Source organism: Streptomyces sp. NPDC051738, assembly GCF_044453205.1.
Taxonomy (GTDB): domain Bacteria; phylum Actinomycetota; class Actinomycetes; order Streptomycetales; family Streptomycetaceae; genus Streptomyces.
This window is the reverse complement of record NZ_JBITCM010000011.1, coordinates 194,669-220,086: the sequence shown is the minus strand read 5'-3', so window position 1 is coordinate 220,086 and position 25,418 is coordinate 194,669. Positions and strand designations below refer to the sequence as shown.

General features: G+C 70.4%; 18 protein-coding genes. 8 read left to right on the top strand and 10 right to left on the bottom strand.

The annotated features are described in order from the left end of the window. Positions 1-110: 110 nt before the first annotated feature. The 4 genes from ACIA8X_RS26035 to ACIA8X_RS26020 are packed head-to-tail and all read right to left on the bottom strand — an operon-like array spanning position 111 to position 4,075. Entirely contained in the window at positions 111-1,277 is a 1,167-nt protein-coding gene (locus ACIA8X_RS26035) for a thiolase domain-containing protein (RefSeq protein ID WP_393443494.1), read from the bottom strand. After that, entirely contained in the window at positions 1,274-2,323 is a 1,050-nt protein-coding gene (locus tag ACIA8X_RS26030) for a thiolase domain-containing protein (RefSeq protein WP_393443496.1), read from the bottom strand. The genes ACIA8X_RS26035 and ACIA8X_RS26030 overlap by 4 nt, the downstream gene beginning before the upstream one ends. Continuing rightward, the gene (locus ACIA8X_RS26025) at positions 2,320-3,261 is read right to left on the bottom strand and encodes a Zn-ribbon domain-containing OB-fold protein (protein WP_399459211.1); all 942 of its coding nucleotides are present in this window, start codon (positions 3,259-3,261) and stop codon (positions 2,320-2,322) included. Before ACIA8X_RS26025 ends, ACIA8X_RS26030 begins: the two co-directional genes overlap by 4 nt. Before the next feature lie 13 nt (positions 3,262-3,274). After that, positions 3,275-4,075 carry a crotonase/enoyl-CoA hydratase family protein gene (locus ACIA8X_RS26020; protein WP_393443500.1) on the bottom strand — a complete coding sequence of 267 codons (801 nt, stop codon included), beginning with the start codon at positions 4,073-4,075 and terminating at the stop codon, positions 3,275-3,277. A 166-nt stretch (positions 4,076-4,241) separates the two neighbouring features. Here ACIA8X_RS26020 and ACIA8X_RS26015 point away from each other — a divergent pair, with 166 nt between their 5' ends. From ACIA8X_RS26015 to ACIA8X_RS26005, 3 genes are all read left to right on the top strand, one after another. Then, positions 4,242-5,870 (top strand): acyl-CoA synthetase, encoded by a 1,629-nt coding sequence (locus tag ACIA8X_RS26015; RefSeq protein ID WP_399459210.1) that lies wholly within the window; start codon positions 4,242-4,244, stop codon positions 5,868-5,870. 116 nt (positions 5,871-5,986) lie between these two features. Next, the gene (locus tag ACIA8X_RS26010) at positions 5,987-7,915 is read left to right on the top strand and encodes a sulfatase (RefSeq protein WP_393443504.1); all 1,929 of its coding nucleotides are present in this window, start codon (positions 5,987-5,989) and stop codon (positions 7,913-7,915) included. Positions 7,916-8,064: 149 nt separating this feature from the next. Then, the gene (locus ACIA8X_RS26005) at positions 8,065-8,490 is read left to right on the top strand and encodes a hypothetical protein (protein WP_393443506.1); all 426 of its coding nucleotides are present in this window, start codon (positions 8,065-8,067) and stop codon (positions 8,488-8,490) included. 115 nt (positions 8,491-8,605) lie between these two features. On the opposite strand, the gene ACIA8X_RS26000 is transcribed toward ACIA8X_RS26005, so the two are convergent. The 3 genes from ACIA8X_RS26000 to ACIA8X_RS25990 all read right to left on the bottom strand — a co-directional run bounded on the left by ACIA8X_RS26000 (position 8,606) and on the right by ACIA8X_RS25990 (position 11,315). After that, positions 8,606-9,889 carry a cation:proton antiporter gene (locus tag ACIA8X_RS26000; RefSeq protein WP_393443508.1) on the bottom strand — a complete coding sequence of 428 codons (1,284 nt, stop codon included), beginning with the start codon at positions 9,887-9,889 and terminating at the stop codon, positions 8,606-8,608. Between the two features lie 6 nt (positions 9,890-9,895). Beyond that, the gene (locus ACIA8X_RS25995; protein WP_393443510.1) at positions 9,896-10,381 is read right to left on the bottom strand and encodes a cation:proton antiporter regulatory subunit; all 486 of its coding nucleotides are present in this window, start codon (positions 10,379-10,381) and stop codon (positions 9,896-9,898) included. Positions 10,382-10,460: 79 nt separating this feature from the next. Beyond that, on the bottom strand, positions 10,461-11,315 hold the full coding sequence (locus ACIA8X_RS25990; RefSeq protein WP_399459209.1) for an alpha/beta fold hydrolase: 855 nt from the start codon (positions 11,313-11,315) through the stop codon (positions 10,461-10,463). A gap of 202 nt (positions 11,316-11,517) precedes the next feature. Here ACIA8X_RS25990 and paaK point away from each other — a divergent pair, with 202 nt between their 5' ends. Next, complete coding sequence (gene paaK, locus ACIA8X_RS25985; protein ID WP_393443514.1) at positions 11,518-12,813, top strand: phenylacetate--CoA ligase PaaK; 1,296 nt, start codon at positions 11,518-11,520, stop codon at positions 12,811-12,813. Here the strand turns inward: paaK and ACIA8X_RS25980 are convergent, their stop codons facing one another. Then, positions 12,814-14,310: an acyl-CoA synthetase gene (locus tag ACIA8X_RS25980; protein ID WP_399459208.1), complete on the bottom strand. Its 1,497-nt coding sequence runs from the start codon at positions 14,308-14,310 to the stop codon at positions 12,814-12,816. Between the two features lie 131 nt (positions 14,311-14,441). Between ACIA8X_RS25980 and ACIA8X_RS25975 the strand changes: the two genes are divergently transcribed. The 4 genes from ACIA8X_RS25975 (at position 14,442) to ACIA8X_RS25960 (ending at position 22,725) form a co-directional block, all read left to right on the top strand. After that, complete coding sequence (locus tag ACIA8X_RS25975; protein ID WP_399459207.1) at positions 14,442-16,868, top strand: penicillin acylase family protein; 2,427 nt, start codon at positions 14,442-14,444, stop codon at positions 16,866-16,868. Beyond that, on the top strand, positions 16,843-18,603 hold the full coding sequence (locus tag ACIA8X_RS25970) for a cytochrome P450 (protein ID WP_399459206.1): 1,761 nt from the start codon (positions 16,843-16,845) through the stop codon (positions 18,601-18,603). The genes ACIA8X_RS25975 and ACIA8X_RS25970 overlap by 26 nt, the downstream gene beginning before the upstream one ends. Then, complete coding sequence (locus tag ACIA8X_RS25965; protein WP_399459205.1) at positions 18,587-19,594, top strand: (-)-alpha-amorphene synthase; 1,008 nt, start codon at positions 18,587-18,589, stop codon at positions 19,592-19,594. The genes ACIA8X_RS25970 and ACIA8X_RS25965 overlap by 17 nt, the downstream gene beginning before the upstream one ends. 218 nt (positions 19,595-19,812) lie before the next feature. Beyond that, a complete protein-coding gene (locus tag ACIA8X_RS25960; RefSeq protein ID WP_399459204.1) occupies positions 19,813-22,725 on the top strand; it encodes an AAA family ATPase in 2,913 nt (970 codons plus the stop codon). 3 nt (positions 22,726-22,728) lie between these two features. Here ACIA8X_RS25960 and ACIA8X_RS25955 read toward each other — a convergent pair whose 3' ends face one another. Then, entirely contained in the window at positions 22,729-24,288 is a 1,560-nt protein-coding gene (locus ACIA8X_RS25955; RefSeq protein WP_399459203.1) for an acyl-CoA synthetase, read from the bottom strand. Continuing rightward, positions 24,285-25,409: a nitronate monooxygenase gene (locus ACIA8X_RS25950; protein ID WP_393443526.1), complete on the bottom strand. Its 1,125-nt coding sequence runs from the start codon at positions 25,407-25,409 to the stop codon at positions 24,285-24,287. Before ACIA8X_RS25950 ends, ACIA8X_RS25955 begins: the two co-directional genes overlap by 4 nt. Positions 25,410-25,418 lie beyond the last annotated feature (9 nt).

The following is a 25,418-nucleotide window of genomic DNA, read 5'->3' as shown; positions in this document are numbered from 1 at the left end:
TCCTCCCGATTCGTCGTCCGCGGCCAGCCTAGCGATCGGTTCCGAGTGTCAACAGGCCACGTGAGGGGGACCTTTGCGGAGACCACTCCACCGGCGTCCGGGGAGCCCTCTCAGGCATCGGGGGGCGCGGAGCCCACGAGCCACATCGAGAAGAACTGGGACCCCCCGCCATAGGCGTGCCCGAGCACCTTCCTGGCCCGCTCCACCTGGTGGTCCCCGGCCTGTCCGCGCGCTTGGAGGGCGGCTTCGGCGAAGCGGATCATGCCGGAGGCCCCGATGGGGTTGGTGGACAGGACGCCGCCCGACATGTTGACGGGCAGATCGCCGTCCAGCTCGGTCACCCCGGCCTCGGTGAGCTTCCAGCCCTCGCCCTCGGCGGCGAAACCCAGGTTCTCCAGCCACATGGGCTCGTACCAGGAGAACGGCACATACATCTCGACGGCGTCGATGTCCCGGCGCGGATCGGCGATCCCCGCCTGCCGGTACACGTCGGCCGCGCAGTCCTTGCCGGCCTGCGGCGAGACGAAGTCCTTGCCCGCGAACAGGGTGGGCTCGCTGCGCATCGCGCCGCCGAGCATCCAGGCCGGCGGGCGTGGCGCGCGGGCGGCACCGGCTCGGTCGGTGAGGATCATCGCGCAGGCCCCGTCGGAGGAGGGGCAGGTCTCCGAGTAGCGGATCGGGTCCCACAGCATGGGCGAGGCCTGGACCTTCTCCAGGGTGATGTCGTGCTCGTGGAGGTGGGCGTAGGGGTTCTTCAGCGCGTTGCGCCGGTCCTTGTACGCCACCAGTGAGCCGACCGTGTCGGGCGCGCCGCTGCGCCGCATGTACGCGCGCACGTGCGGTGCGAAGAAGCCGCCCGCCCCGGCCAGCAGGGGTTGCTGGAAGGGGATCGGCAGGGACAGTCCCCACATGGCGTTCGACTCGGACTGCTTCTCGAAGGCCAGCGTCAGCACGGTGCCGTGCACCCGGGCCGCGACCAGGTTGGCGGCGACGAGGGCGGTGGATCCGCCGACCGAGCCGGCCGTGTGCACCCGGAGCATGGGCTTGCCCACCGCGCCGAGCGCGTCGGCGAGATACAGCTCCGGCATCATGACGCCCTCGAAGAAGTCGGGCGCCTTGCCGATGACGACGGCGTCGATGTCCGACCAGCTCAACTCGGCGTCGTCGAGGGCCCGTTGCGCGGCCTCCCGGACGAGCCCGGCGATCGACACGTCCCGGCGCGCCGCCACATGCTTGGTCTGGCCGATCCCTACGACGGCCACGGGCTCCTTGCTCATCGCGGATCCCCTTCGAGTACGGCGACCAGGTTCTGTTGCAGACAGGGGCCGGACGTGGCGTGCCCGAGCGCCCGGTCGGACTCGCCCCGGTGGATCCGGGCGGCGGCCTCGCCGATGCGGATGAGCCCGGCGGCCATGACGGGGTTGGCGGCGAGGGCCCCGCCCGAGGGGTTGACGCGCACGCTGTCGTCGAGCCTCAGCGCCTTGCGCAGCACGACCTCCTGCGAGGTGAAAGGCGCGTGCAACTCGGCGGTGTCGACGGGCCGTTCGAACGCACCCGCCCTTTCGGCGGCCAGCCGCGCGGAGGGCGAGTCGGTCAGGTCACGCACTCCGAGACTGTGCGCTTCGATGCGGTGGTCGATGCCGCGGATCCAGGCGGGCCGGGCGCACAGTTCCCGCGCCCGCTCCCCTGCCGCGAGGACCACGGCGGCGGCCCCGTCGCCGATGGGCGGGCAGTCGCCGGTACGCAGCGGTCGTACGACGTACTCCCCGTGCGGCACCGAACCTCGCAGCTGCGCATGGGAGTTGGCGGTGGCGTCCGCGCGGCTGCGGGCGGCGACGGTGGCGAGCGCGGGTTCGTCCGTGGCGCCGGCGTCGATGAGGGCCTGGGCCTGGAGGGCGGCCAGGGCTACGGAGTCGGGCCACAGGGGGGCGACGTAGTAGGGGTCGAGCTGGCGGGTCAGGACGTCGCGCAGGGGGCCGGGTGAGGACTTGCCGTAGGAGTAGACGAGCGCGGTGTCGGCGTCCCCCGTGAGCAGCTTGGTCCAGGCCTCGTACAGCGCCCACGCTCCGTCCATCTCGACGTGCGACTCGGAGATCGGCGGCCAGGCGCCGACGCCGTCGAGGGCGAGGGTGAAGGAGAAGGCGCGGCCGGCGAGGTAGTCGCTGGAGCCGGAGCAGGTGAAGCCGATGTCGGCGGTCTTCAGGCCGGTCTGCGCGAGCACCGCGTGCAGGACGGGCATGAGCATCTCCACCTCGGAGAGCTCCTCGCTGGTGCGCCGGTGGTCGGTCTGCGCGAAGGCCACGACGGCGATCTCACGGTTCACAGCAGCTCCCGGTAGGTGTCGTAGTCCGCGTCGGGTTCGCCCGTGGGCCGGTAGTGGTCGGGGTAGCGGGCGCCTTCGGTCCACACCGGTTCGACGCGCAGGCCCATGCGCACCTGGTCGTACGGGATGCCGCCGATACGACCGTGCAGGGCGAGGTCGGCACCGTCGAGGGCGATGTGGGCGTAGACGTACGGCACTTCGATGTCGAGGTTCTTCGCCTTGATGTTGACGATGCAGAAGGTGGTGACTGTGCCGCCGGGACCTACCTTGACCTGTTCCGATGTGGCGAGGCCACATGTGGGGCACGCACCCCTCGGCGGGACGTACACCTTGCGGCAGGACGGGCAGCGCTCGCCGACGTTGCGGTTCTCGGCCAAGGCGTTGATGTAGGCGGTCTGGGCGCGGCCGGGTGAGTAGGTGTAGTCGAGGCGGGCGGCGGCGACGATGCCGGTGATCGGGTCCTCGAACTCGCCGCTGTGGCCCTTGGGTTCGGCAGGGTCGCCGTCGTACGGCTCGAAGCAGGCGATGTCGGTGATGGCGCCGGTGCGTTCCTCGGCCCAGCGGACGCGGACGCGCATGCCGGTGTGCACGGCGGCGGGGCCGGGCGCGTCCAGGGCGTGCAGGAGGGCGGTGTCGGCGCCGTCGAGGCGGACCAGGGCCCAGGCGAAGGGGGTGTCGAGAGGCTGGTCGCGGCGGGGGGCGTGGTTCCAGGCCCAGGTGGTGACCGTGCCCGTCGGGGCGACCTCGACCAGGTCGCGTAGCTCCTCGGCGGTGACGGGGTCGTACTCGACGGGCGGGACGAGCGTGCGGCCGTCGCCGGTCCGCACCCCGAGGACGACGCGTTCGCGCAGGCCGGTGAGGAAGGCGCTCTGGACGGGGCCGAGGGAGCGGGTGAAGGGGAACTCGACGACGAGGGGCGCTTTGAGGACTTCGGGCACGGTGGCTCCCTCTCTAGGCTCGCTTGTAGACGGGCGGTCGCTTCTCCGCGAAGGCGCGGGCGCCCTCCTTGGCGTCTGCGGTGTCGAAGATCGGCCAGCCGCGCCCCAGTTCGGCGGCGAGGCCGTCGGTCTCGGTCATCTCGGCGGTCTCGTAGACCGACGCCTTGACGGCCTCGACGGCCAGCGGCCCGCAGGCGTTGATCTGCTCGGCGATCTCCAGGGCCTTGGTCAGGGCCGTGCCGTCGGGGACCACATGCCCGACCAGGCCGATGTCGGCGGCCTCCCGAGCGTCGTACGGGCGTCCGGTGAGCAGCATCTCCAGGGCGTGGGTGCGCGGGATCTGGCGTTGCAGGCGGACCGTGGAGCCACCGATCGGGAACAGCCCTCGTTTCACCTCGAAGAGCCCGAAGGTGGCCGACTCGCCCGCGACCCGGATGTCGGTGCCCTGGAGTATCTCGGTGCCGCCGGCCACGCAGTACCCCTCGACGGCGGCGATCACCGGCTTGCGGGGGCGATGGTGGCGCAGCATCGCCTTCCAGTGCAGGTCCGGGTCGGCCTTCAGCCGGTCCCTGTGGTGCTCGCCCTCCATGCCCTGCCCGGCCAGCGCCTTGAGGTCCATCCCCGCGCAGAACGCGCCGCCCGCCCCGGTGAGCACGACCGAGCGGACCGTGTCGTCCTCGTCGGCCTCGATCCAGCCGTCGTACAGACCGACGAGCATGGACAGCGAGAGCGCGTTCCTGGCCTCCGGCCTGTTGAGCGTGAGCACCAGTGTGGCGCCTTCGCGCCGCACGGTGAGGTGTTCCGTCCCACCCATCGCCCATCTCCCCTCTGAAAGAACGAGAACAGGTTGCAGTAGGCGGGGAGGCACTTCAAGGGTTTTCTGACAGACAGTCAGATTTCTTGTGCGCGGACCCTTCACACTTGTGCCGCCCTTTGCTCTGATGACCGGCAGCCGGTGGTGAGCGAGGTCAGGAGGAGCGGTGGAGTACAACCTTGCCGACCTGTTCGAGTCGGTCGTCGACGCGGTTCCCGACCGCGAGGCGCTTGTGTACATCGACCACCCGGGCACGGGCGCGGAGCGCCGTCTGACGTACGCGGAGCTGGACACGGCCGCCAACAGGATCGCCCACCATCTGATCGACAGCGGGATACGCCCCGGCGAGCACCTCGGGCTCCACCTCTACAACGGGGTCGAGTACCTGCAGACGGTGCTGGGCTGCCTCAAGGCGCGGGTCGTTCCCGTCAATGTGAACTACCGGTATGTGGAAGAGGAGTTGGTGTACCTCTACCGGGACGCCGATCTGGTGGCCCTGGTCTTCGACGCCGAGTTCACGGAGCGGGTGGCGGCGGCGCTGCCGCAGGTGGACGGGCTGCGACATCTGGTGCGGGTGGGCGGTGTGGCTCCGGGTTCGGCGGGGGCGCCGGTCGTGCCTGCCGTGGCCTTCGAGGACGCCGAGGGCGGCGGATCGCCCGCGCGCGGGTTCCCGGCCCGGTCCGGCGACGACCAGTTCATCATCTACACGGGCGGCACCACCGGCATGCCCAAGGGTGTGATGTGGCGCCAGGAGGACCTGTTCTTCTCGGGGCTGGGCGGCGGTGCGCCGACCGGCGAGCCGGTGCAGAAGCCGGAGGAACTCGCCGAGCGCGTGGCGGCGGGCGGCGAGGGGATCACCTTCTTCCCCACCGCTCCGCTGATGCACGGGACATCCACGCTGACCGCCTTCATCGGCTTCAACTTCGGCCAACGCGTCGTGATCCACCGTAAGTTCGCGCCCGAGGACGTGCTGCGGACGATCGAGAAGGAGAAGGTCACCAGCATGTCGCTCGTCGGGGACGCGATGCTGCGGCCCCTGGTCGACGCGCTCAGCGGGCCCATGAAGGGCACGGACTGCTCGTCGATGTTCAGCGTGTCGTCGTCCGGGGCGATCATGTCCGACACGGTGCGCCGGCAGTTCCAGGCACTCGTCCCGAACGTGATGCTGCTGAACAACTTCGGCTCCTCGGAGTCCGGCTTCAACGGTACGGCGACCGAGGACTCCGGCCCCGAGCGTGGCTTCCGTGTCCGGGTCAACTCCCGTACACAGGTGGTCGATCCGGCCACGCACGAGCCGGTCGCGGCGGGTGAGGTGGGCAGGATCGCGCAGTGCGGTCATGTGCCGCTCGGCTACTACAACGACCCGGGGAAGACGGCCGAGACCTTCTTCGAGAAGGACGGCGCGCGCTGGGTGCTGCTCGGCGACATGGCCACGGTCGACGCGGAGGGCGTCGTGACCGTGCTGGGCCGAGGCTCGCAGTGCATCAACACCGGGGGCGAGAAGGTGTACCCGGAGGAGGTCGAGCAGGCGCTCAAGTCCCATCCCGACGTGTACGACGCGTTGGTGGCCGGGGTACCGGACGCCAAGTGGGGACACCATGTGGCGGCTGTGGTGCAGTTGCGCGCGGGGGCTGTCCAGCCGTCATTGTCGGACATCCAGACGCACTGCCGCTCCCACCTCGCCGGGTACAAGATCCCCCGCCAGCTGGTGGTCACGGACTCGATCCGGCGCTCGCCGAGCGGGAAGGCGGACTACCGGTGGGCGCGGGAGGTGGCGGCGGCCGCGGACGGGTGAATTCCGGGCAGCTCGGATTGAACCTAAGGTGACGTGCGGACGTACTCGTGGTGGCAGGCTCGCCCATCGGGCGCTGTCTGCCATGCCATCGCAAGACCGCACGGAAGGACCACCGGGTGTCGCTCTTCACTCGCTCTCGTCAGCCAACGAACACCGCTGAGGGCGGGGCGAACGGGGACGAGGGCACCGCCGCGACGGAGGAAGCCTCGGAAGGGGCGGACGCGGCGGCTGACGTAGCCGAAGCGGCGGACGCGACCGAACGCGCGGACGTAACTGGAGAGGCGGACGCGACTGGAGCAGCGAAAGCCGCCCAAGCCACCGCGGCGGCCACGGAGGCCGACGGCGCCGAGGAGACCGGCCCCACGGAACCGCCCGTCTCCCCTTCTCCCTCCCCCGGCTGGTTCGGCTGGCGCCGCCGCTACCCCCGTACGGCACGCGGCGTCACCGTGGGGACGACGGTGCTGGCCGGTGCGCTCCTGCTCTTCGCGCTCCTCGTGCCGAACCGCCTCGAACGGCTCGGCCCCGAGGCGTTCTTCCGGCTCCCGGCCGAGGGGATCCTGCTCGCGGGCCTGCTGCTGGCGCTGCCGCCCAGGTCACGAAGGCTGATGGCGATGGCGGCGGGTGCGCTCCTCGGGCTGCTCACCGTCCTGAAGTTCGTCGACATGGGCTTCTACCAGGTGCTGGCACGCCCCTTCGACCTCGTCCTGGACTGGATACTGCTCGACGACGCGGCGGAGTTCGTCCGGGAGACGTTCGGGCGGACCGGTCAGGTGCTCGCGGTGGTCGGCGTGATCGTCCTGATCCTCGCCGTGCTCGTCCTCATGACGCTGGCGATGGTGCGGGTGACAAACCTCATGGTCCGTCACCGGCACACCGCCGCCCGCACGACGCTGATCCTGGGGACCGCTTGGATGACCTGCATGACGCTGGGCGTCCAGGTCGCCGGCGTCCCGCTTGCCACCAAGGGCAACGCGGAGTTCGTCAACAACCGTGTCGAGCAGGTGCGCGCGGGCCTGAAGGACGGGCAGGTCTTCCAGAAGCAGGCGGCGGTGGACGCCTTCGCGAAGACACCGCCGGACCAGTTGCTGACGGGGCTGCGCGGCAAGGACGTGCTGTTCACGTTCATCGAGAGCTACGGCCGTGTCGCGATCGACGACCCGGCGATGGCGCCGCAGATCGACGCGGTGCTCAAGGAGGGGACGAACTCGCTCAAGGCGGCCGGGTTCCAGTCGCGCAGCGCGTGGCTGAAGTCGCCGGTGACGGGGGCGGGGAGCTGGCTGGCGCACTCCACGTTCCTCTCCGGCCTCTGGATCAAGAACCAGCAGCGGTACCGGAGTCTGACGACCAGCGACCGCGCGACGCTGAACAGCTACTTCCGCAAGACGGGTGCCTGGCGCACGGTCGGCGTGGTGCCCGGGGTGCGGCGAGCCTGGCCGGAGGGCAAGTACTTCGCCCTCGACCACATCTACGACTCCCAGCACCTGGGCTACCACGGCCCGTACTTCAGCTGGACGCCCGTACCCGACCAGTTCAGCCTGGAGGCCTTCCAGCGTCTGGAGCACGGCAAGAAGAACCGCGAGCCGATCATGGCGGAGATCATCCTGGCCTCCAGCCACAACCCCTGGTCCCCCATCGCCCGCATGATCGACTGGGACGACCTCGGTGACGGCTCGGTCTTCCACCAGATCAAGAAGGAGGGCACCGATCCCAAGGAGGTCTGGAAGGACCCCGAGCGCGTCCGCACCGAGTACCGCCGCGCCATCGAGTACTCGATCCGCAGCCTCACCGAGTGGGTGGAGCGCTACGGCACCGACGACACGGTCCTCGTCTTCCTCGGCGACCACCAGCCCGTCCCGACGGTCACCGCGGGCAGCACGAGCAAGGACGTCCCCGTCACGATCGTCGCCCGCGACCAGAAGGTCCTGGACCGCATCGCCGACTGGAACTGGACGGACGGCCTCAAGCCCGCCGAGAACGCCCCGACCTGGGGCATGGACCGCTTCCGGGACCGGTTCATGACGGCGTACGGGGCCCGGACGGGCTGAGCGGCAGACAGTCGGGGGCCGACAGTCGAGGGCGGGCCCAGCCGGGGTGCGGAAGCACCGTATGGCGTAGCTGGACGCGACGGCGCACGGGTGGCGTCCCTACGGTCGCAATGACGGTCGTAGAGGCCTCAGGACCGAAGGGGAACCCCGTGAACATACCCATACGCGCACTGTGCGCGGCCGCTCTCACCGTTGTCGTCACCGCCGGACCGGCGGTCCAGATCGCCCACGCGAACGGCGACCTCAACTGCAGCGACTTCCGCTTCCGGGAGGACGCCGAGGCGGAGTTCAACCGCAATCTCCGCGACCCCCACCGCTTGGACGAGGACCGGGGCCGGGACGACAACATCGTCTGCGAGTTCCTGCCCCGCCGCGGCACGGCCGTAGCGGTCGTCCCCCCGGTGGCGGTACTCCCCACGGTCACGCCGCTCCCCACACTGGGAGTCAGAGGCGGCCTGGGCGGCAGCACGGGGCCGGCGGGCTTCGAGGTGGCGCTGGGAGCCGGCATGGCCGTCGGTGCGCTGGGGCTGACCGCCGGGTACGTCGTACACCGGCGCCGGCGAGTGCGGAGCTAGCTCATCGCCTCGCACCGGTCGCCTCCCGTTCGGCGCCGTTGCCTCCGGCCCCGTTCCGAGGCGGCAGGGTACGGCCGGAGAGCGGCAACTCCCCGGCCGTACCAGGGGCACTCGCTCAGGGTCGGCCCACCACGTCCTGGCCCTCCACCGCGTCGTGCGGCGCGTCCACCGACGACTCGGCCTCTGCATCGCCCGTGACCCTGCCCCCGGTGTCCGCCGGACGGCTCGATGCGCGCCTGCCCAGCCGCTCCGTCAGCCTCGTCGCCACGGGCTCCGTGTAGCGGGCCGTGAGCGGGCCCAGGATCACCAGGATCAGCACGTACGCGGTGGCCAGCGGACCCAGCGACGGCTCGATGCCGGCGGTGACGGCGAGCCCGGCGATGACGATGGAGAACTCACCGCGGGCGACCAGCGTTCCGCCCGCGCGCCAGCGGCCCTTGGCGGAGATCCCGGCGCGCTTGGCGGCCCAGTAGCCGGTGGCGATCTTCGTCAGCGCGGTGACGACCGCCAGGGCCAGCGCCGGCAGGAGCACGGGCGGGATGCTGGCGGGATCGGTGTGCAGGCCGAAGAAGACGAAGAACACCGCGGCGAACAGATCCCGCAACGGCGCCAGCAGGTTGTGCGCGCCTTCGGCCACCTCGCCGGACAGCGCGATGCCGACCAGGAACGCGCCGACGGCGGCGGAGACCTGGAGCTGCTGGGCGAGCCCGGCCACGACCAGGGTGAGGCCCAGCACGACCAGGAGCAGCTTCTCGGGGTCGTCGCTGGACACGAAGCGCGAGATGTGGCGGCCGTAGCGGACCGCGAGCAGGAGCACGAGTCCGGCGACGCCCAGCGCGATGGCGAGGGTGACGCTCCCCGCCGCGAGACCGGCACCGGCGAGCAGCGCGGTGACGATCGGCAGGTAGACGGCCATGGAGAGGTCTTCGAGGACCAGGATGCTGAGCACGACCGGTGTCTCGCGGTTGCCGAGCCGCCCGAGGTCGCCGAGGACCTTCGCGATGACGCCGGAGGACGAGATCCAGGTGACGCCGGCCAGGACGACGGCGGCGACCGGGCCCCAGCCGAGCAGCAGGGCCATCGCCGCACCGGGCAGGGCGTTGAGCGCGGCGTCGACGAGCCCGGCCGGGTACTGGGTCTTGAGGTTGGAGACGAGGTCGCTGGCCGTGTATTCGAGGCCGAGCATCAACAACAGCAGGATCACGCCGATCTCGGCGCCGATGGCGACGAAGTCCTCGCTGGTGCCCAGCGGAAGGAGCCCGCCCTCACCGAAGGCGAGCCCGGCCAGCAGGTACAGCGGTATCGGCGAGAACTGGAAGCGGGCGGCGAACCGGCCCAGCAGGCCGAGGCCGAGGATGATCGCGCCGAACTCGATGAGGAAGACCGCGGAGGAGTGCATCGCGGCTCACTCCCGTCCGAGTATCGCGGCGGCCGTCTCCACGCCTTCGCGGGTGCCGATCACGATCAGGGTGTCGCCGCCGGCCAGCCGGAAGTCGGGCGCCGGAGAGGGGATCGCCTCGGCGCGCCGCAGCACGGCCACGATGGACACGCCGGTCTCGGTACGCATCCGGGTCTCGCCCAGCAGCCGTCCGTTCCAGTGCGACGTGGCGGACAACTCGATCCGCTCGGCGACGAGGCCCAGTTCGGTGGTGGACAGCAGGTTGGGGCTGTGGTGCGCCGGCATCAGTGCGTCGATCAGCGTGTCCGACTCGCCCGAGGTGAGACGGACCGACAGCGCGCACGCGTCCGGATCGTCCTTGCGGTACGCGCTCAGGGTTCGGGAGCCGTCCCGGTGTGCGACCACCGACAGACGGCGCTGTTCGCGTGTGATGAGGTCGTAGCGGACTCCGATGCCGGGCAATGGCGTACTGCTCAGGCGTGGAGCGCCCATGGCTGTCCCCCCTCGTTCAGGTGTCTCTTCCAGCACTCTTTGACGAAACTTTAATGACCCCAGACCTTGCGGGCCGAACTCAGTCCCCTCTAGGGCCACTCCCGTCCAGGAAGGCAACTACACGCCGTACGAACCATTCCGGGTCGTCGAGCCACGGATAGTGCCCGGCACCGGGCTGCACGGCGACCTCGCCGTTCGGGAACACATCGGCGGTGCGGCGGGCGAGCTCGGGGATGGGGCCACCGTCGAGTTCGCCCGCCAGGACGAGCACCGGGGCGGTGAGGCTGGAGAGCTCGGTGCGCGTCGTGGGCGGGTCGTAGGCGCCGTCGGAGCCGTAGATGTCGCCGGCCTCGTCGTTGGACTCGTCGTCGGCGCGCGCGTCGTGCTCCTTCGCCGCGTCGTCCCAACGCCCGTAGAAGAAGGGCGCGAACACGGGGTCGAAGTCCCCCGACCCGGCCAGCCATGCCTCGAAGGCCGGGAACGCCTCCTCGAACCACGGCTCGCCCTCCCGCGACCGGGCCGCGGCCAGCCGGTCCCCGGCCGTGGCAGGCATCCCGAGCGCCCAAGGCGTCGCGGTCACCAGGGCCAGCCGCGACACCCGCTGCGGATACCGGGCGGCGTAGAGCATGGCGAGGCTCCCGCCCGCCGAGTGGGCGAGCACATCCATGTGGGCCAGCCCCATGTGGGCCCGCAACAACTCCACGTCGTCCACCAGGTGGTCGCAGCGGTACGTCGCCGGGTCCGCCGGCATGGCCGAGTCCCCGGTGCCCCGCAGGTCGAGCAGCACCAGCTGCCGGTGCGCTGTCAGTCCCCCCAGGTCGCCCAGGTAGGCGGAGGCCCGCATCGGGCCTCCCGGCAGGACGACCAGCGGTTCGCCCTCACCCCGCAGGTGGTAGGCGATCTCGGTCCCGTCGGAGGCATGGAAGGTCGGCATGGCGTCGATCTTGGTAGCAGGGGCCCCTGCCCCGCAACGGAGCAGCTCACAGGCCCGCGGGGCGACTTGCCCGCGGTCTCACCCGCAGAAAGTGCGCCCCGCCCCCTTGCCTGATCAACCACCGCCTGAATTACTGATCCCGAACACCCGGACCGAATGATCGGTCGCCCGAATTGACATGGTCGGCGAGGGAGAACTCCGCATGGCGGACGCGACGGAGCTGCTGGACTCGGGGGAACGGCTCGACCCGGAGGCGCTGCGGGCGGTGCAGTTGGAGAGGCTGCAAAAGTCGCTGCGGCACGCGTACGACAACGTGCCGTTCTACCGGGAGTCCTTCGACAAGGCCGGCGTACGGCCCGAGGACTGCCGTTCACTCGCCGATCTGGCCCGTTTCCCGTTCACCACCAAGGCCGACCTGCGCGAGAACTACCCGTACGGGATGTTCGCCGTCCCCCAGGACCGTATCCGCCGTATCCATGCCTCCAGCGGCACCACCGGACGCCCCACGGTCGTCGGCTACACCGACGCCGACCTCTCCCTGTGGTCCGACATGGTGGCCCGGTCGATCCGGGCGGCGGGCGGCCGGCCCGGGGACAAGGTCCATGTGGCGTACGGCTATGGGCTGTTCACCGGTGGGCTCGGCGCACACTATGGGGCCGAGCGACTGGGCTGTACGGTCATCCCCGCGTCCGGCGGGATGACGGCCCGCCAGGTCCAGCTGATCCAGGACCTCAAGCCCGAGATCATCATGGTGACGCCGTCGTACATGCTCACCATCCTCGACGAGTTCGAGCGGCAGGGCGTCGATCCGCGCGCCACCTCCCTGCGTGTCGGCATCTTCGGTGCCGAGCCCTGGACCGAGCAGATGCGTCGGGAGATCGAGGAGCGGTTCGCGATCGACGCCGTCGACATATACGGGCTGTCCGAGGTGATCGGGCCGGGTGTCGCGCAGGAGTGTGTGGAGACCAAGGACGGGCTCCATGTGTGGGAGGACCACTTCTTCCCCGAGATCGTGGACCCGATCAGCGGTGAGGTGCTGCCGGACGGTGCGGAGGGCGAGTTGGTCTTCACCTCGCTCACCAAGGAGGCGATGCCGGTCGTTCGGTACCGGACACGGGACCTGACGCGGCTGCTGCCGGGCACGTCGCGGGTGTTCCGCCGGATGGAGAAGGTGACCGGCCGCAGTGACGACATGGTGATCCTGCGCGGGGTGAACCTCTTCCCCACCCAGATCGAGGAGATCGTGCTGCGCACGCCGGGCGTGGCGCCGCACTTCCAGCTGCGTCTCGCCCGGGAGGGCCGGCTCGACACCCTCACCGTACGGGCGGAGGCGCGCCCCGGCGCCTCGCCCGAGACCCGGGACGCCGCGGCGCGGTCCATCACGGCGGCCGTGAAGGACGGCATCGGCGTGTCGGTCGCCGTGGAGATCGTCGAACCGGAGTCGCTGGAGCGGTCGGTGGGCAAGATCCGCCGGATCGAGGACCTGCGTCCCCGCTAGTCACCCGGCCAGACGGTCGCGCAGCTCCCGTTTGAGGATCTTGCCGCTGGCGTTGCGCGGCAGCTCGTCGACGAACACCACCCGCTTCGGCGCCTTGAAGTGGGTGAGCTTCTCGCGCGCGTGGTCGATGAGCTCCTCCTCGGTCACCTCACCGCGCGGGACGACGACCGCCGTGACGGCCTCGATCCACCGCTCGTCGGACAGCCCGATCACGGCGGCCTCGGCGACGCCGTCGTGCGTGTACAGGGCGTCCTCGACCTCCCGTGAAGCGATCAGAACGCCACCGGAGTTGATGACGTCCTTCACCCGGTCGACGATGGTGAAGTAGCCGTGCGCGTCCCGCACCGCGAGGTCACCGGAGCGGAACCAGCCGTCCCGGAAAGCCTCGGCGGTCTCCTCGGGCTTGTCCCAGTAGCCCTCGCACAACTGCGGGGAGCGGTAGACGATCTCACCGGGGGTGCCGTCGGGTACGTCCTCGCCGTCCTCGTCGACCACTCGGGCGTCGACGAAGAGCACCGTGCGGCCGCACGAGTCCAGCCTGCCCTTGTGCTCGTCCGGGGCCAGCACCGTGGCCAGCGGGCCGATCTCGCTCTGGCCGAAGCAGTTGTAGAAGGCCAGCTTCGGCCATCGCTCCCGCAGCCGTTCCAGTACCGGCACCGGCATGATCGAGGCGCCGTAGTAGGCCTTGCGCAGTCCGTCGAGGTCACGGGTCGCGAAGTCGGGGCGGCCCGCGAGGCCGATCCACACCGTGGGCGGGGCGAACAGGCTGTCCACGCCGCCCGTTTCGATCAGGTCGAAGAGCCGGTCGCCGTCGGGCGCGTCGAGGATCGTGTTCGTGGCGCCGACGGCGAGGTACGGCAGGAGGAACACATGCATCTGCGCGGAGTGGTACAGCGGCAGTGAGTGGGCGGGCCGGTCGCCGGCGCTCAGGTCCAGGGCGGTGATCGCGCTCAGGTACTCGTGCACCAGGGCGCGGTGGGTCATCATCGCGCCCTTGGGCAGGGCCGTCGTGCCCGAGGTGTAGAGCAGTTGAACCAGGTCCTCGCTGCGCGGCTCCGGGCCGTCGTGGGCGGGCGCCGTCGCCTGCCGGGCCAGCAGCGAGTCGTCGGCATCGCGCAGGGGCACCGTACGGACGCCGTCCGGGAGACGGTCCGCCAGGTCCGGATCGGCGAGGACAAGGGAACTGCCGGACTGGCCGACGATGTAGGCGAGGTCGTCGCCGGTGAGGTTCTGGTTCACCGGGACGTGCACGAGGCCGGCCCGGGCGCAGGCGAGGAAGGCGATCAGGTAGGCGTCCGAGTTGTGCCCGTAGGCGCCGACCCGGTCGCCGGGAGTGAGGCCCTCGTCGAGCAGGACGCTCGCCGCGCGCGACACGGCCTCGTCGAGTTCCTCGTACGTCCAGGAGCGGTCGCGGTAGTCGACCGCGACGCGCGCCGGGGTGCGCCGGGCGCTGCGTCGCAGCACCCCGTCAACCGTGCTGCCGTGTCCAGGCGTCATGACACATGATCCTCGGTGCGCCGCACGGACAGGTCAAGCAAGACGTCGAGCGGGAACAGAACACCGTGCCGGGGACACATACCCGTTGGTACGCTCAACGGCTCCTTCCCTCAAAGACGTTGGGAGGCACGATGCGCACCCGCTTCAGACGGCTCGTCGTCACGGCCGTCGCCATGCTCACCGCCACGGCCGGGCTGCCGGCCGCCGCGGCCGAGCGACAGGACCGCCAGGACCGGCACGAACAGCTCTCGCACGGCGGTCTGTCCGCCGTCGTCCGCTACACCGAGTACGGCATTCCGCACATCACCGCCAAGGACTACACGTCTCTTGGCTTCGGCACCGGTTGGGCGCAGGCCGCCGACCAGGTGTGCACGCTCGCCGACGGTTTCGTGACCGTACGCGGCGAGCGTTCACGCTTCTTCGGCCCCGACGCGGCGACCGACTTCTCGCTCTCCTCGGCCACCAACAACCTCTCCAGCGACCTGTACTTCCGCGGCGTACGTCAGACAGGCACCGTGGAGGCGCTCCTCGCGCAGCCGGCACCGCGCGGCCCGAGCCGTCAGGTCAAGGACCTCATGCGGGGCTTCGCGGCCGGGTACAACACCTGGCTGAAGCAGAACCGGATCACCGACCCCACGTGCAAGGCGGCCGCCTGGGTGCGGCCGGTCACCGCACTCGACGTGGCCGCCCGCTTCTACGCCATCGCCGTGCTCGGCGGCCAGGGCGGCGCCGTGGACGACATCACCTCCGCCCAGCCACCCACCGGATCCGCCGCCCACGCCAAGGGCGTCGCGGCCGGCCCGGACGCCGAGGCCCTGATCCGGGCCGTGCGGGAGCGGACCGCCGACGCTGGCATGGGGTCGAACGCGGTCGCCTTCCGCGGTGACACCACGGCGAACGGCCGCGGTCTGCTGCTGGGCAACCCGCACTACCCGTGGCACGGCGGGCGCCGCTTCTGGCAGGCGCAGCAGACGATTCCCGGCGAGTTGAACGTCGCCGGCGGGGCGCTGCTCGGGTCGCCGACGATCTCCATCGGTTACAACTCCCATGTGGCGTGGAGCCACACAGTGTCGAGCGGCGTCCCGTTCAACCTGCACCGCCTGACGCTGGATCCCGCCGATCCGACCGTGTATGTGGTGGACGGCAAGCGACACCGGATGACGAAGCGGACCGTGACCGTCGCGGTCAAGGACGGCGCACCCGTGACCCGCGCCCAGTGGTGGACGCGGTACGGCCCGGTCGTCGCCTCGACCGACGGCGAGCTCCCGCTGCCCTGGACCACGACGACGGCGTACGCGCTGGGCGACCCCAATTCCGCCAACATGCGGTTCGCCGACACCTCGCTCGGCTTCAGCAAGGCGCGCGGCACGGCGGACGTCCTCGCGTCCCTGGCCCGGCATCAGGGGCTCCCGTGGGTGAACACGATCGCCGCTGACTCCTCGGGGCACTCCCTCTACACCCAGTCGCAGGTGCTGCCGCGGATCACCGATGACGTCGCGGCCCGGTGTTCGACGGACCTGGGCAGGACCACCTATCCGGCCGCGGGTCTGGCGGTCCTCGACGGCTCCCGTGGCGACTGCACGCTCGGCCGCGACGCCGACGCCGTGCAGTCCGGGATCTTCGGGCCCGCGCACATGCCGACGCTGAAGGACGCGCCGTACGCGGAGAACTCCAACGACAGCGCGTGGCTGGCCAACGCCGACCGGCCGCTCACCGGCTACGAGCGGGTCTTCGGCACCATCGACACGCAGCGCTCGATGCGCACCCGTGGCGCGATCGAGGACGTGGCGGCGATGGCGGAGCGGGGCGGTCTGACCGTCCGGGACCTGGAGCGGCAGCAGTTCGCGAACCGGGTGCCCGCGGGTGACCTGGCCGCGGCCGACGTGGCGAAGGCGTGTGCCACACTGCCGGGCGGTACGGCAACAGGCAGTGACGGCAAGGCGGTTGACGTCCGCGAGGCCTGTGCGGTGCTCGCGGCCTGGGACCGTACGACGGACACCGGCAGCCGGGGCGCCCTGCTCTTCGACCGGTTCTGGCGCAAGCTGGCCGCGAAGGTGCCGGCCGCCCAGCGGTGGAAGGTGCCCTTCTCGGCGGCGGACCCGGTGCGCACTCCGCACACCCTCAACACCGACGCCCCGGGCTTCGCCACGGCCCTCGCGGACGCGGTGACCGAGCTTCGGGCCGCGGGTATCACGCTCGGCTCCCGCCTCGGCGAGCACCAGTTCGTCGTACGGAACGGGCAGCGCATCCCCATTCCGGGCGGCACCGAGTCGCTGGGTGTGTGGAACAAGGTCGAGCCGGTGTGGAATCCGGCGGGCGGCGGCTACTCGGAGGTGTCGACCGGCTCCAGCCACATCCAGGCGGTGGGCTGGGACGGCAGCCGTTGTCCGGTGGCTCGTACGCTGCTGACGTACTCGCAGTCGTCGAATCCGAACTCGCCCCACTTCAGCGACCAGACCCGGGTGTTCTCCGGTGAGAAGTGGGTGACCTCGCGATTCTGCGAGAAGGACATCCTGGCTTCGCCCTCATTGAATGTGGTGCACGTGCGCGAACGCTGAGCAGGTGTGGTCCCGTTCTCCATGGGGCGGGACCACACTTGAGGGGCGGATGGAATCGCCGCTGATGGGCGATGCATCAACGACCGTTCGCCGGATGCTCCTTTTTGCCTCTTTTTGCTTCTCCGTGCTCCTATGCGCCCCTTTGGAGAAAGGTTTCGGGAAACCGAGAGCCGCGCGAACTGGGCAGGACTTGTCTCAAGTGTCAAGTCCGTGGCACGTTCACCGATTTTTCGCGTGCCGCGTCGGGCAGGAGGTTTTCATGAGTAGTGCTGTGCCTGAACAAGAGCGAGCGTGGAGGATTGGTACTGCTCCAGGCATATTCCCACTCTTCGGTCACGGTATCGCGTTGTTCCGTCAGCCGCTGGGGTTTCTGAATTCTTTGCCCACATACGGGGACGTCGTCGAGATACGGCTGGGCCCGCAGCGCGCCTGGATGGTGTGTCACCCAGAGTTGGTTCACCAGATGCTCAGGGACACGCGCACCTTCGACAAGGGAGGTCCGCAGTACGACAGGCTCCGGATTCTGATGGGCGACGGCGTGGTCACGTGCCGGCACGATGAGCATCGGCGCCAGCGCAGGCTGCTGCAACCGGACTTCCGCCTTTCCCGCGTGGCCGATCACACGGAACAGATGGGTGAGGAAGCCGAGTCGGTGTGCCGCGCGTGGCAGCCCGGGCAGAAGGTCGACGTCAGCGGGGCCACGATGGCCTTCACGACGGGGGTCATCAGCCGTGTGCTCTTCTCCGACTCGCTGGACGCAGCGACGGCAGCGGAGGTGCGGCACAGTCTCGCGGCCATCGTCCGTGGCCTGTTCGCCCGCACCGTCGTGCCGGTCGACGCCCTCTTCCGGGTGCCCACACCTGCGAACCGCCGCTACCGGCGTGCGGTCGACCGGGTGCACGCGATCATCGACGACGTCATTGCCGCGCGCCGCCGGGGCGCTCCCCGCGACGACCTGCTGGGCACCCTTCTGACGGCGGCGCAGGGCAACGGCCCCGAAGGGGCCATCTCCGAACAGGAACTCCACGACCATCTCGTATCGCTCCTGCTCACCGGATCCGAGAGCCCTTCCATGTGCCTGGCGTCCGCGTTCAGTCTCCTGGCGGAACATCCGGAGGTGGAGCGCCGTCTGCACGCCGAGGTCGACGCCGTACTCGCCGGACGGCAGCGACCCGGTCCCGACGACCTGGCGCGCCTGGTCTACACCCGGTGTGTCGTCACGGAGACGCTGCGCCACTCACCACCCGGCTGGCTCTTCACCCGCATGACCACCAGGGAAACGAGTTTCGCCGGGTGCCGTCTCCCTCGGGGAGCCACGATTCTCTACAGCCCCTACCTGCTGCATCGCGATCCCACATCATTCGCCGACCCCGAACGATTCCTGCCGGATCGCTGGCTTCCGGGCCAGGCAGCCGACGAGCGGCACGGGGCGATGGTCCCGTTCGCCGCGGGCAGCCGCAAATGCATCGGCGACCTGCTCTCCATGGCGGAGATGACCATGGCCCTCGCGACGGTCGCAGGCCGCTGGCGTCTGCGCCACCTGCCCGGCCCCGTCGCACGACCACGCCCCGGTGCGACGCTGGGGCCAAGGTCGCTGGTGATGATCTGCGAACCACGCACGCGCGTGCCCGTCGACACTTCGGCACACGCCGGTTCGCCCGCACCTCGAGCGACTGCCGCGCCCCGCACCGACGAATCCCGAAGGGCAGGTGGCAACGGTGTCGACCACGCATGAGGAAGCCGCGCTCGCCGCGCAGTACGGAATTCCGGCGTCCAGCCTCAAGGAATTGATCGACGCCCACCTCTACATGCCGTTCCCGTTCCTGAGCAATCGCCACGCCTCCGAAGCCACGGCAGGCGTCGACGCATGGTTACGCTCGTGCGGGCTGACCGACGAAGTGGGAGTGGCGGCCATGATCGCCTTCACGCGGCCGGCCGAGCTCGCGTCGTACAACAGCCCCGCGGTGGAGTTGGACGTCCTGCAGATCGTGTCCAACCAGATCGCCTATCAATTCGTCTTCGACGACCGGGCGGAAGAGATCGGTCGACAGTCGCCGGACCGACTGCTGCCCATGCTGAGCGAGAGCATCGCCATTCTGCGCGACGGCGCTCCGCCCCGCACTCCCCTGGGAGCGGCGCTGGCCGATCTCCACCGGCAGGTCCGGGAGCGATGCACCCCCGCACAGGCCGCGCGATGGGCAGGCAAGAGCCGCGAGTACGTGCACGGACTGCTGTACGAGGCGGTGGCGCAGGCCGGCCCCCTCCCCCCGGGCATGGGACTGAGCACCTCGATACGTTCGCTCACCGCGGGCGTCGAGCCCTTCTACCCGTTGGCCGAAGCGGCGCAACCGTGCGAACTGGCCCCCGAGGAGCTGCATCACCCCCACGTGCAACGCCTGAGCCGGCTGTCGGCCGATGCGGCGGTGTGGATACCCGACCTCTTCTCCGCGGTGAAGGAGCAGCGGACGGGCGGAATGATCAATCTGGCCCTCGCCCACCAGCGGGCGCTGCGGTGCTCCCTTCCGATGGCCGTCATGCTGGCCATCCGGCAGATCAACAGCACGATCAGGGAGGTCGAGCAGCTCTACCACGAGATCAAACCGGAGTTGAGCCCTGCCGGGGTCGGCTACGTGGAAGGCATGATCGGCTGGATCCGCGGGTGCTACTACTGGTCCCGCACCGTGCCGCGCTATGTGGACGCGGCACTGACCCCCGCCCTCGCGTAGAGCACCGTGCGCCCGTCTCTGCCGTGCGGCGGGCGCACGCCTCCCGGGGACGCCGACTATTCAAGTTCCCTTACCCGATAGGCGGACAATCGAACCACTTCGGCACGGGATTCATCCTTCCCTGTCATCCTCGTGCGCCACACCGCCACCGCCCCCTCACCTGGGGCGTACGCTCTGCGCTGTCTTCCGACGATCAACGACAGGAAGCGGTAGGGCATATGGCGCATGGGGCGTGGCAACCGCACACCGATCCCCGCCCGTTGCTCGAGCGCCAACGGGAACTGGATGCGCTCGAATCAGCGTTGTCAGACCTGCGTGACGCCGCCAATGGCGTTCAGCGGGCGCGGCCCAGCGGAATGCTCGCCTTCACAGGTCCGGGCGGGCTGGGCAAGACAGCGCTCCTCACGAAGGCACGCGCTCGCGCCGCAGGAGACGGATTCACGGTGCTCTCGGCCTGCGCCGGGCAGAACGAGCAGGACCTGGCGTTCCGCCTCGTGCGTCAGCTGGTCCAGCCCGTCCTGGCCGCGATGGACGAGCCGGAACGCCGTGCCTTCCTGGGCAGTTGGTACGACATCGTCGCCGTCGCCCTCGGCCTGGAGGCGACGGGCACCACCCATGCACCGGATCCGACCGGGGTGCGCGACGGCCTCGACTGGGTCATGACGCGCATCGCGGCGATGCGGGCGCCGCTCGTCCTGCTCCTGGACGACCTGCACTGGGCCGATCCCGAGTCACTCGGCTGGCTCGCCTCCTTCGCCCCTCGGGCGACCGATCTCGCGCTTCTGATCCTCGTCGCCTACCGGCCCGACGAACTGCCTTCCGACGCGGCCGCGTTCCGCACGGTCGTCGAACGTCATGGGAACCGCCCCTACCCGCTCGCGCGGCTGAGCACCGCCGGCGTGGCCCAGATCATCAGGGACGAGCTGGGAGACGGAGCCGAGGACGAGTTCTGCGACGAATGCTGGTCGGTCACCGGAGGGAGCCCGTTCGAGGCCGTCGAACTCGCCATCAGGCTGGGGGAACAGAACCTGAAGGGCGCGCAGGACGAGTTGGACGCGATGCGGGACCTGGCCGCGGCGGTCAAGGGCCCTGGACTGATCGAGACCCTTCACGGTCTCGGCACGAGCACCGTTCGTTTCGCCCATGCCGCGGCCGTACTCGGTCCGCCGGTGTCACCGGAGCTCGCCGCCACCCTCGCGGTGATCGGCAGCGAGGACGCCGTCGAGGCGACTGAGCGGTTGCGCACCGCCCGGATCCTGGCGGAGGCCCAGGGGCCCGGGGGCGGCCTTGAGTTCGTCCACCCGCTGATCGCCACGACGATCTACCGGTCCATCCCCTCAGGGCTGCGGGTCGGTCTGCACGACAGGGCCGCGGAGGCCGTCCGCGCGGCAGGGCTGGGGCCGACCGCGGCCGCCCGGCATCTGCTGGAGGTTCCGTGCGAGGGCAGGCCCGAGGTGGTCGAATGCCTCCGCGAGGCCGCCCGTGAGTACCTTCGTGCGGGGGCTCCGGAGGCCGCCCGGCGCGTCCTGGCCCGAGCGCTGCAGGAGCCGCCACTCCCGGAGGACCGGGCCCGACTCCTGCACGAGCTGGCCGGCGCGACCTTTCTGATCGAGCCCACGGCCACCGTCACCCATCTCCAGGAGGCGCTGGCGGAGCCCGAGGTGGATCCCGAACTGCGGGCCTCCATCGTCTACCGGCTCACCCAGGCGCTGGCCCACACCGACCGGTTGGCCGAGGCGGCGACCGTGTCCTTCGACGAGGCGCGGCTCGCCACCCATCCGCGCATCCGACTGCGCATGCAGGCCGATCACTTCGTCTGGAGTGCCTTCCGCGCCGATGAGCCCGACTCGTACGCCCGCACACGCAGGCTGATGCGGCTGGCCGAGCGCCTGACCGGCCGCGGCGGCCTGGAGGAGCGGTACATCCTCGGCTCCCGCGCGTGGGATGCCACGGTGCGCGGCGAGCCTCGGCAGACCGCCCTCGGCTGTGCGGAGGAGGCGCTGCTCGGCGGACTGAGCTGGACCGACGAGAACCATGGTTTCGAGGTACCCGTTTCGGTCGCCCTGGTGTTCATGTACAGCGACCAGCCTCGACGGGCCGAGGAACTGTTCACCAGGGGCATCGCCGAGTGCGAGGACAAAGGCTGGCGCGGCTCCCATCTTGCGCTGGGACAGACCCTGTACGGCTACATCCGCTACCGCCGCGGCTGCCTGGCAGACGCGGAGGAGCTGGTGCGCGAGGGCCTGCGCATCGCCGACCGGGTCGAAGGCGCGGTCCCCGCCCAGTGGTTCGCCATCGGCATCCTCATCCAGACCCTGCTCGCCCGCGGCCGCACCGCCGAGGCGCGTCGCCTCGCGAACGCCTACCGCTACGGCGAGATCGTCCCGAACGCCGTCATCTATCCCGACCCTCGCACGGTGTACGCCGAACTGCTCCTGGCCGAGGGGCGGCACTCCGAGGCCGCGGACCTGTTGGCCGCCGTCGGGGAGTGGCTGGACGCACGGGGCTGGCGCAACCCCTCCTGGTGTCCCTGGCAGCTGCACCTGGCGTCCGCCCTCGCCCCCACCGCCCCCGGCCGGGCGCTGTCCCTCGCCCGTGACGCCGTCAAGCGCGCCCGGGAGTTCGGTGCCTCCTCCACCATCGGCCAGGCGCTGCACATCGAGGCCGAGGTGACCGGCGGCCCGTCGGCGCTCAAGCTGCACGCGGAGGCCGTGGAGCACCTGGAGCAGTCCCCCGCCGCCTACGAACTCGCCCGGGCCCTGATCGGGCACGGCGCCGCCCTTTCTCGCAACGGGCGCCTCCAGGAGGCCGCCGGTCGGCTCTACCAAGGCCTGGAGGGCGCCGTCCACTGCGGGGCCGAGGCGCTCACCGCCCGGGCCAGGGAGGAGCTCTCGGCGGCGGGGCTGCGGCCGCTGCCGTTGCGCTACGCGCAGGCGGACACGCTGACCGCTCAGGAACGCCGCACCGCCGAACTGGCCGTCCAAGGAAAGCCGGTGGCGGTGATCGCCAAGGAACTGCGCCTCACCGAGCAGGGCGTGCGGCAGTTGCTGTCCGGTGTCTACCGCAAGGTCGGCACCGATGCCGCCGGTCTCGCGAAGGCCTTGGAGACCTTTCCCCGCCCTCGCGCCTGAAGTTCACACGGGTCGCGTCCGGCCCTCCCAGTACGGGTCCCGCAAACGCCGCTTGTACAGTTTGCCGTTGGGATCGCGCGGCATCTCGGTGATGAAGTCGACGCTCCTGGGCCGCTTGTAGCCGGCGAGCCGGTCGGCGCAGTGGTCGAGGATCGCGGCGGCCAGGGCGGGGCCCGGGTCGTGACCGGGGGCCGGTTCGACCACGGCCTTGACCTCCTCGCCCCAGTCGTCGTGCGGGATGCCGAAGGCGGCGGCGTCGGCGACGGCGGGGTGGGCGAGGAGTACGGACTCGATCTCGGCCGGGTAGATGTTGACCCCGCCGGAGATGATCATGTCGATCTTGCGGTCGCGGAGGAAGAGGTAGCCGTCCTCGTCGAGACAGCCGAGGTCACCGACGGTGAAGAAGTCACCGATGCGGTTCTTCCGCGTCTTGGCCTCGTCCTTGTGGTAGGCGAAGCCGCCGGTGTTCATCTTCAGGTAGACGGTGCCGAGTTCGCCGGGCGGGAGCCGGTTGCCGTCGTCGTCGAAGATCGCGAGTTCGCTGATCGGCCAGGCCTTGCCGACCGTGCCGGGTTTCTTCAGCCAGTCCTCGGCGGTGGCGAAGGCCCCGCCGCCCTCGCTGGCCGCGTAGTACTCCTCCACGCACGGACCCCACCAGTCGAGCATCGCCCGCTTCACATGGTCGGGGCAGGGGGCGGCGCCGTGGATGGCGTGCCGCATGGCGGAGACGTCGAAGCGGGCGCGTACCTCCTCGGGCAGGGCGAGCAGACGGTGGAACTGGGTCGGGACCATGTGGGTGTGGGTGCACTTCTCCCGGTCGATCAGCCGGAGCATCTCCTCGGGCGTCCACTTGTCCATCAGGACCAGACGGTGGCCTATGTGCAGCGACGCGCCCGCGAACTGGAGGACGGCTGTGTGGTAGAGCGGCGAGCAGACGAGGTGGACGTTGTCGTCGAAGGGGCGGATGCCGAAGATGCCGAGGAAGCCGCCCAGGTAGGCCTCCTCGGGGAGTTTGCCGGGCAGCGGGCGCCGGATGCCGCGGGGGCGGCCGGTGGTGCCCGAGGTGTAGTTCATGACCCAGCCGAGGGTGCGGTCCGCGGGCGGCGACTCCGGTTGCCCGTCGAGGAGTTCGGCGTACGGCCGGAAGCCCTCGACCGTGCCGATCGCGTACCGGTGGGTGACGGGCAGGCCGGCCTCGTCCGCGGCCTGGCGTACGGGGGCGGCGAAGCGTTCGTGGGTGAGGAGGACCTTGGCGCCGGAGTCGGCGACGATCCAGGCGATCTCCGGTCCGACGAAGTGGTGGTTGACGGGGACCAGGTAGAAGCCCGCCTGGCTGGCGGCCAGGTACGCGGTGAAGAACTCGGCGCTGTTGGGCAGGACGACCGCGAAGGCGTCGCCGCGCTCCAGGCCGGCCGCGCGCAGGCCGTGGACGAGGCGGTTGACGTCGGCGTGCAGACGGCCTGCCGTCCACTCCTCGCCGTCGGGGGCGACCAGCACCGTACGGTGGGGGTCCGCTGCGGCCTGGGCCCAGAAGCCTGCCGGGGGTGTGCTCGTGCTCGTCACTCGCCGCTCCTTCCGGCTATGCGGTTGATGCGATCGACGGCTCGCTCGAAGCCGCGGGTGAGGTCGTCGAAGACGGCCTGGACGCTGCGTTCACTGTTCATCCGGCCGACGATCTGGCCGACCGGGGTGCCGAGCAGCGGCTCGACCTCGTACTTCTGGATGCGTGAGACCGCCTCGGCGACCAGCAGGCCCTGGAGAGGCATGGGCAGGGTGCCGGGGCCGTTCGTGTCGTCCCAGGCGTCGGTCCACTCGGTGCGCAGCTGGCGTGCGGGTTTTCCGGTCAGGGCGCGGGAGCGCACCGTGTCGCCCGAGCCGGCGGCGAGCAGTTTGCGGGTCAGAGCGGCTGAGTGGAGATCGGCCTCTGTGGTGGTCAGCCATATGGAGCCCAGCCACACACCCTGGGCACCGAGGCTGAGTGCCGCCGCCACCTGTGGGCCGCTGCCGATGCCTCCGGCCGCCAGTACGGGCAGTGGGTCGACGGCTTCCACGACCTCGGGCGTCAGCACCATGGAGGCGATGTCACCGGTGTGGCCGCCCGCCTCGTAGCCCTGGGCGACGACGATGTCGATGCCGCGCTCCTTGTGCTTGACGGCGTGCCGGGCGCTGCCCGCGAGGGCTGCCACCAGGACATCCTGCTCATGGGCGCGCTCCACCACGTCCGCGGGCGGTGAGCCCAGGGCGTTGGCGAGCAGCTTGATCGGGTAGTCGAAGGCGACGTCGAGCTGGGTGCGGGCGACCTGCTCCATCCACCCGGTGATACGCCAGCCGGAGGCCTCCCCCTCGGCCAGTTCGGGCACGCCGTACTTGGCCAGGGTGTCCTTGACGAACTCCCGGTGGCCCTGCGGGATCATCCCCTCGACATCGGCCTCGGTCAGTGTTTGATCTTTCGGGGCCTCGACCTTCTTCGCGGGCATGACCACATCGAGCCCGTAGGGCCTGCCGTCGACATGGGCCTCGATCCAGTCGAGGTCGCGCTTGAGATCGTCGGGGGCCGTGTAGCGGACCGCGCCGAGCACTCCGAAGCCGCCGGCCCGGCTGATGGCCGCGGCGACGGCGGGGAACGGCGTGAAGCCGAAGATGGCGTGCTCGACTCCCAGTTTCTTGCTCAGCTCCGTCTGCATGGGCGCAGG

What these genes read in the sequence shown, in the direction of transcription:
- ACIA8X_RS26000 (WP_393443508.1), bottom strand. Translation starts at nt 9,889, where the DNA reads ATGCACTCCTCCGCGGTCTTCCTCATCGAGTTCGGCGCGATCATCCTC.
- ACIA8X_RS25980 (WP_399459208.1), bottom strand. Translation starts at nt 14,310, where the DNA reads ATGACGCCTGGACACGGCAGCACGGTTGACGGGGTGCTGCGACGCAGC.
- ACIA8X_RS26035 (WP_393443494.1), bottom strand. Translation starts at nt 1,277, where the DNA reads ATGAGCAAGGAGCCCGTGGCCGTCGTAGGGATCGGCCAGACCAAGCAT.
- ACIA8X_RS25970 (WP_399459206.1), top strand. Translation starts at nt 16,843, where the DNA reads ATGTGGTGCACGTGCGCGAACGCTGAGCAGGTGTGGTCCCGTTCTCCA.
- ACIA8X_RS25960 (WP_399459204.1), top strand. Translation starts at nt 19,813, where the DNA reads ATGGCGCATGGGGCGTGGCAACCGCACACCGATCCCCGCCCGTTGCTC.
- ACIA8X_RS25975 (WP_399459207.1), top strand. Translation starts at nt 14,442, where the DNA reads ATGCGCACCCGCTTCAGACGGCTCGTCGTCACGGCCGTCGCCATGCTC.
- ACIA8X_RS26020 (WP_393443500.1), bottom strand. Translation starts at nt 4,075, where the DNA reads ATGGGTGGGACGGAACACCTCACCGTGCGGCGCGAAGGCGCCACACTG.
- ACIA8X_RS25995 (WP_393443510.1), bottom strand. Translation starts at nt 10,381, where the DNA reads ATGGGCGCTCCACGCCTGAGCAGTACGCCATTGCCCGGCATCGGAGTC.
- paaK (WP_393443514.1), top strand. Translation starts at nt 11,518, where the DNA reads ATGGCGGACGCGACGGAGCTGCTGGACTCGGGGGAACGGCTCGACCCG.
- ACIA8X_RS25950 (WP_393443526.1), bottom strand. Translation starts at nt 25,409, where the DNA reads ATGCAGACGGAGCTGAGCAAGAAACTGGGAGTCGAGCACGCCATCTTC.
- ACIA8X_RS25990 (WP_399459209.1), bottom strand. Translation starts at nt 11,315, where the DNA reads ATGCCGACCTTCCATGCCTCCGACGGGACCGAGATCGCCTACCACCTG.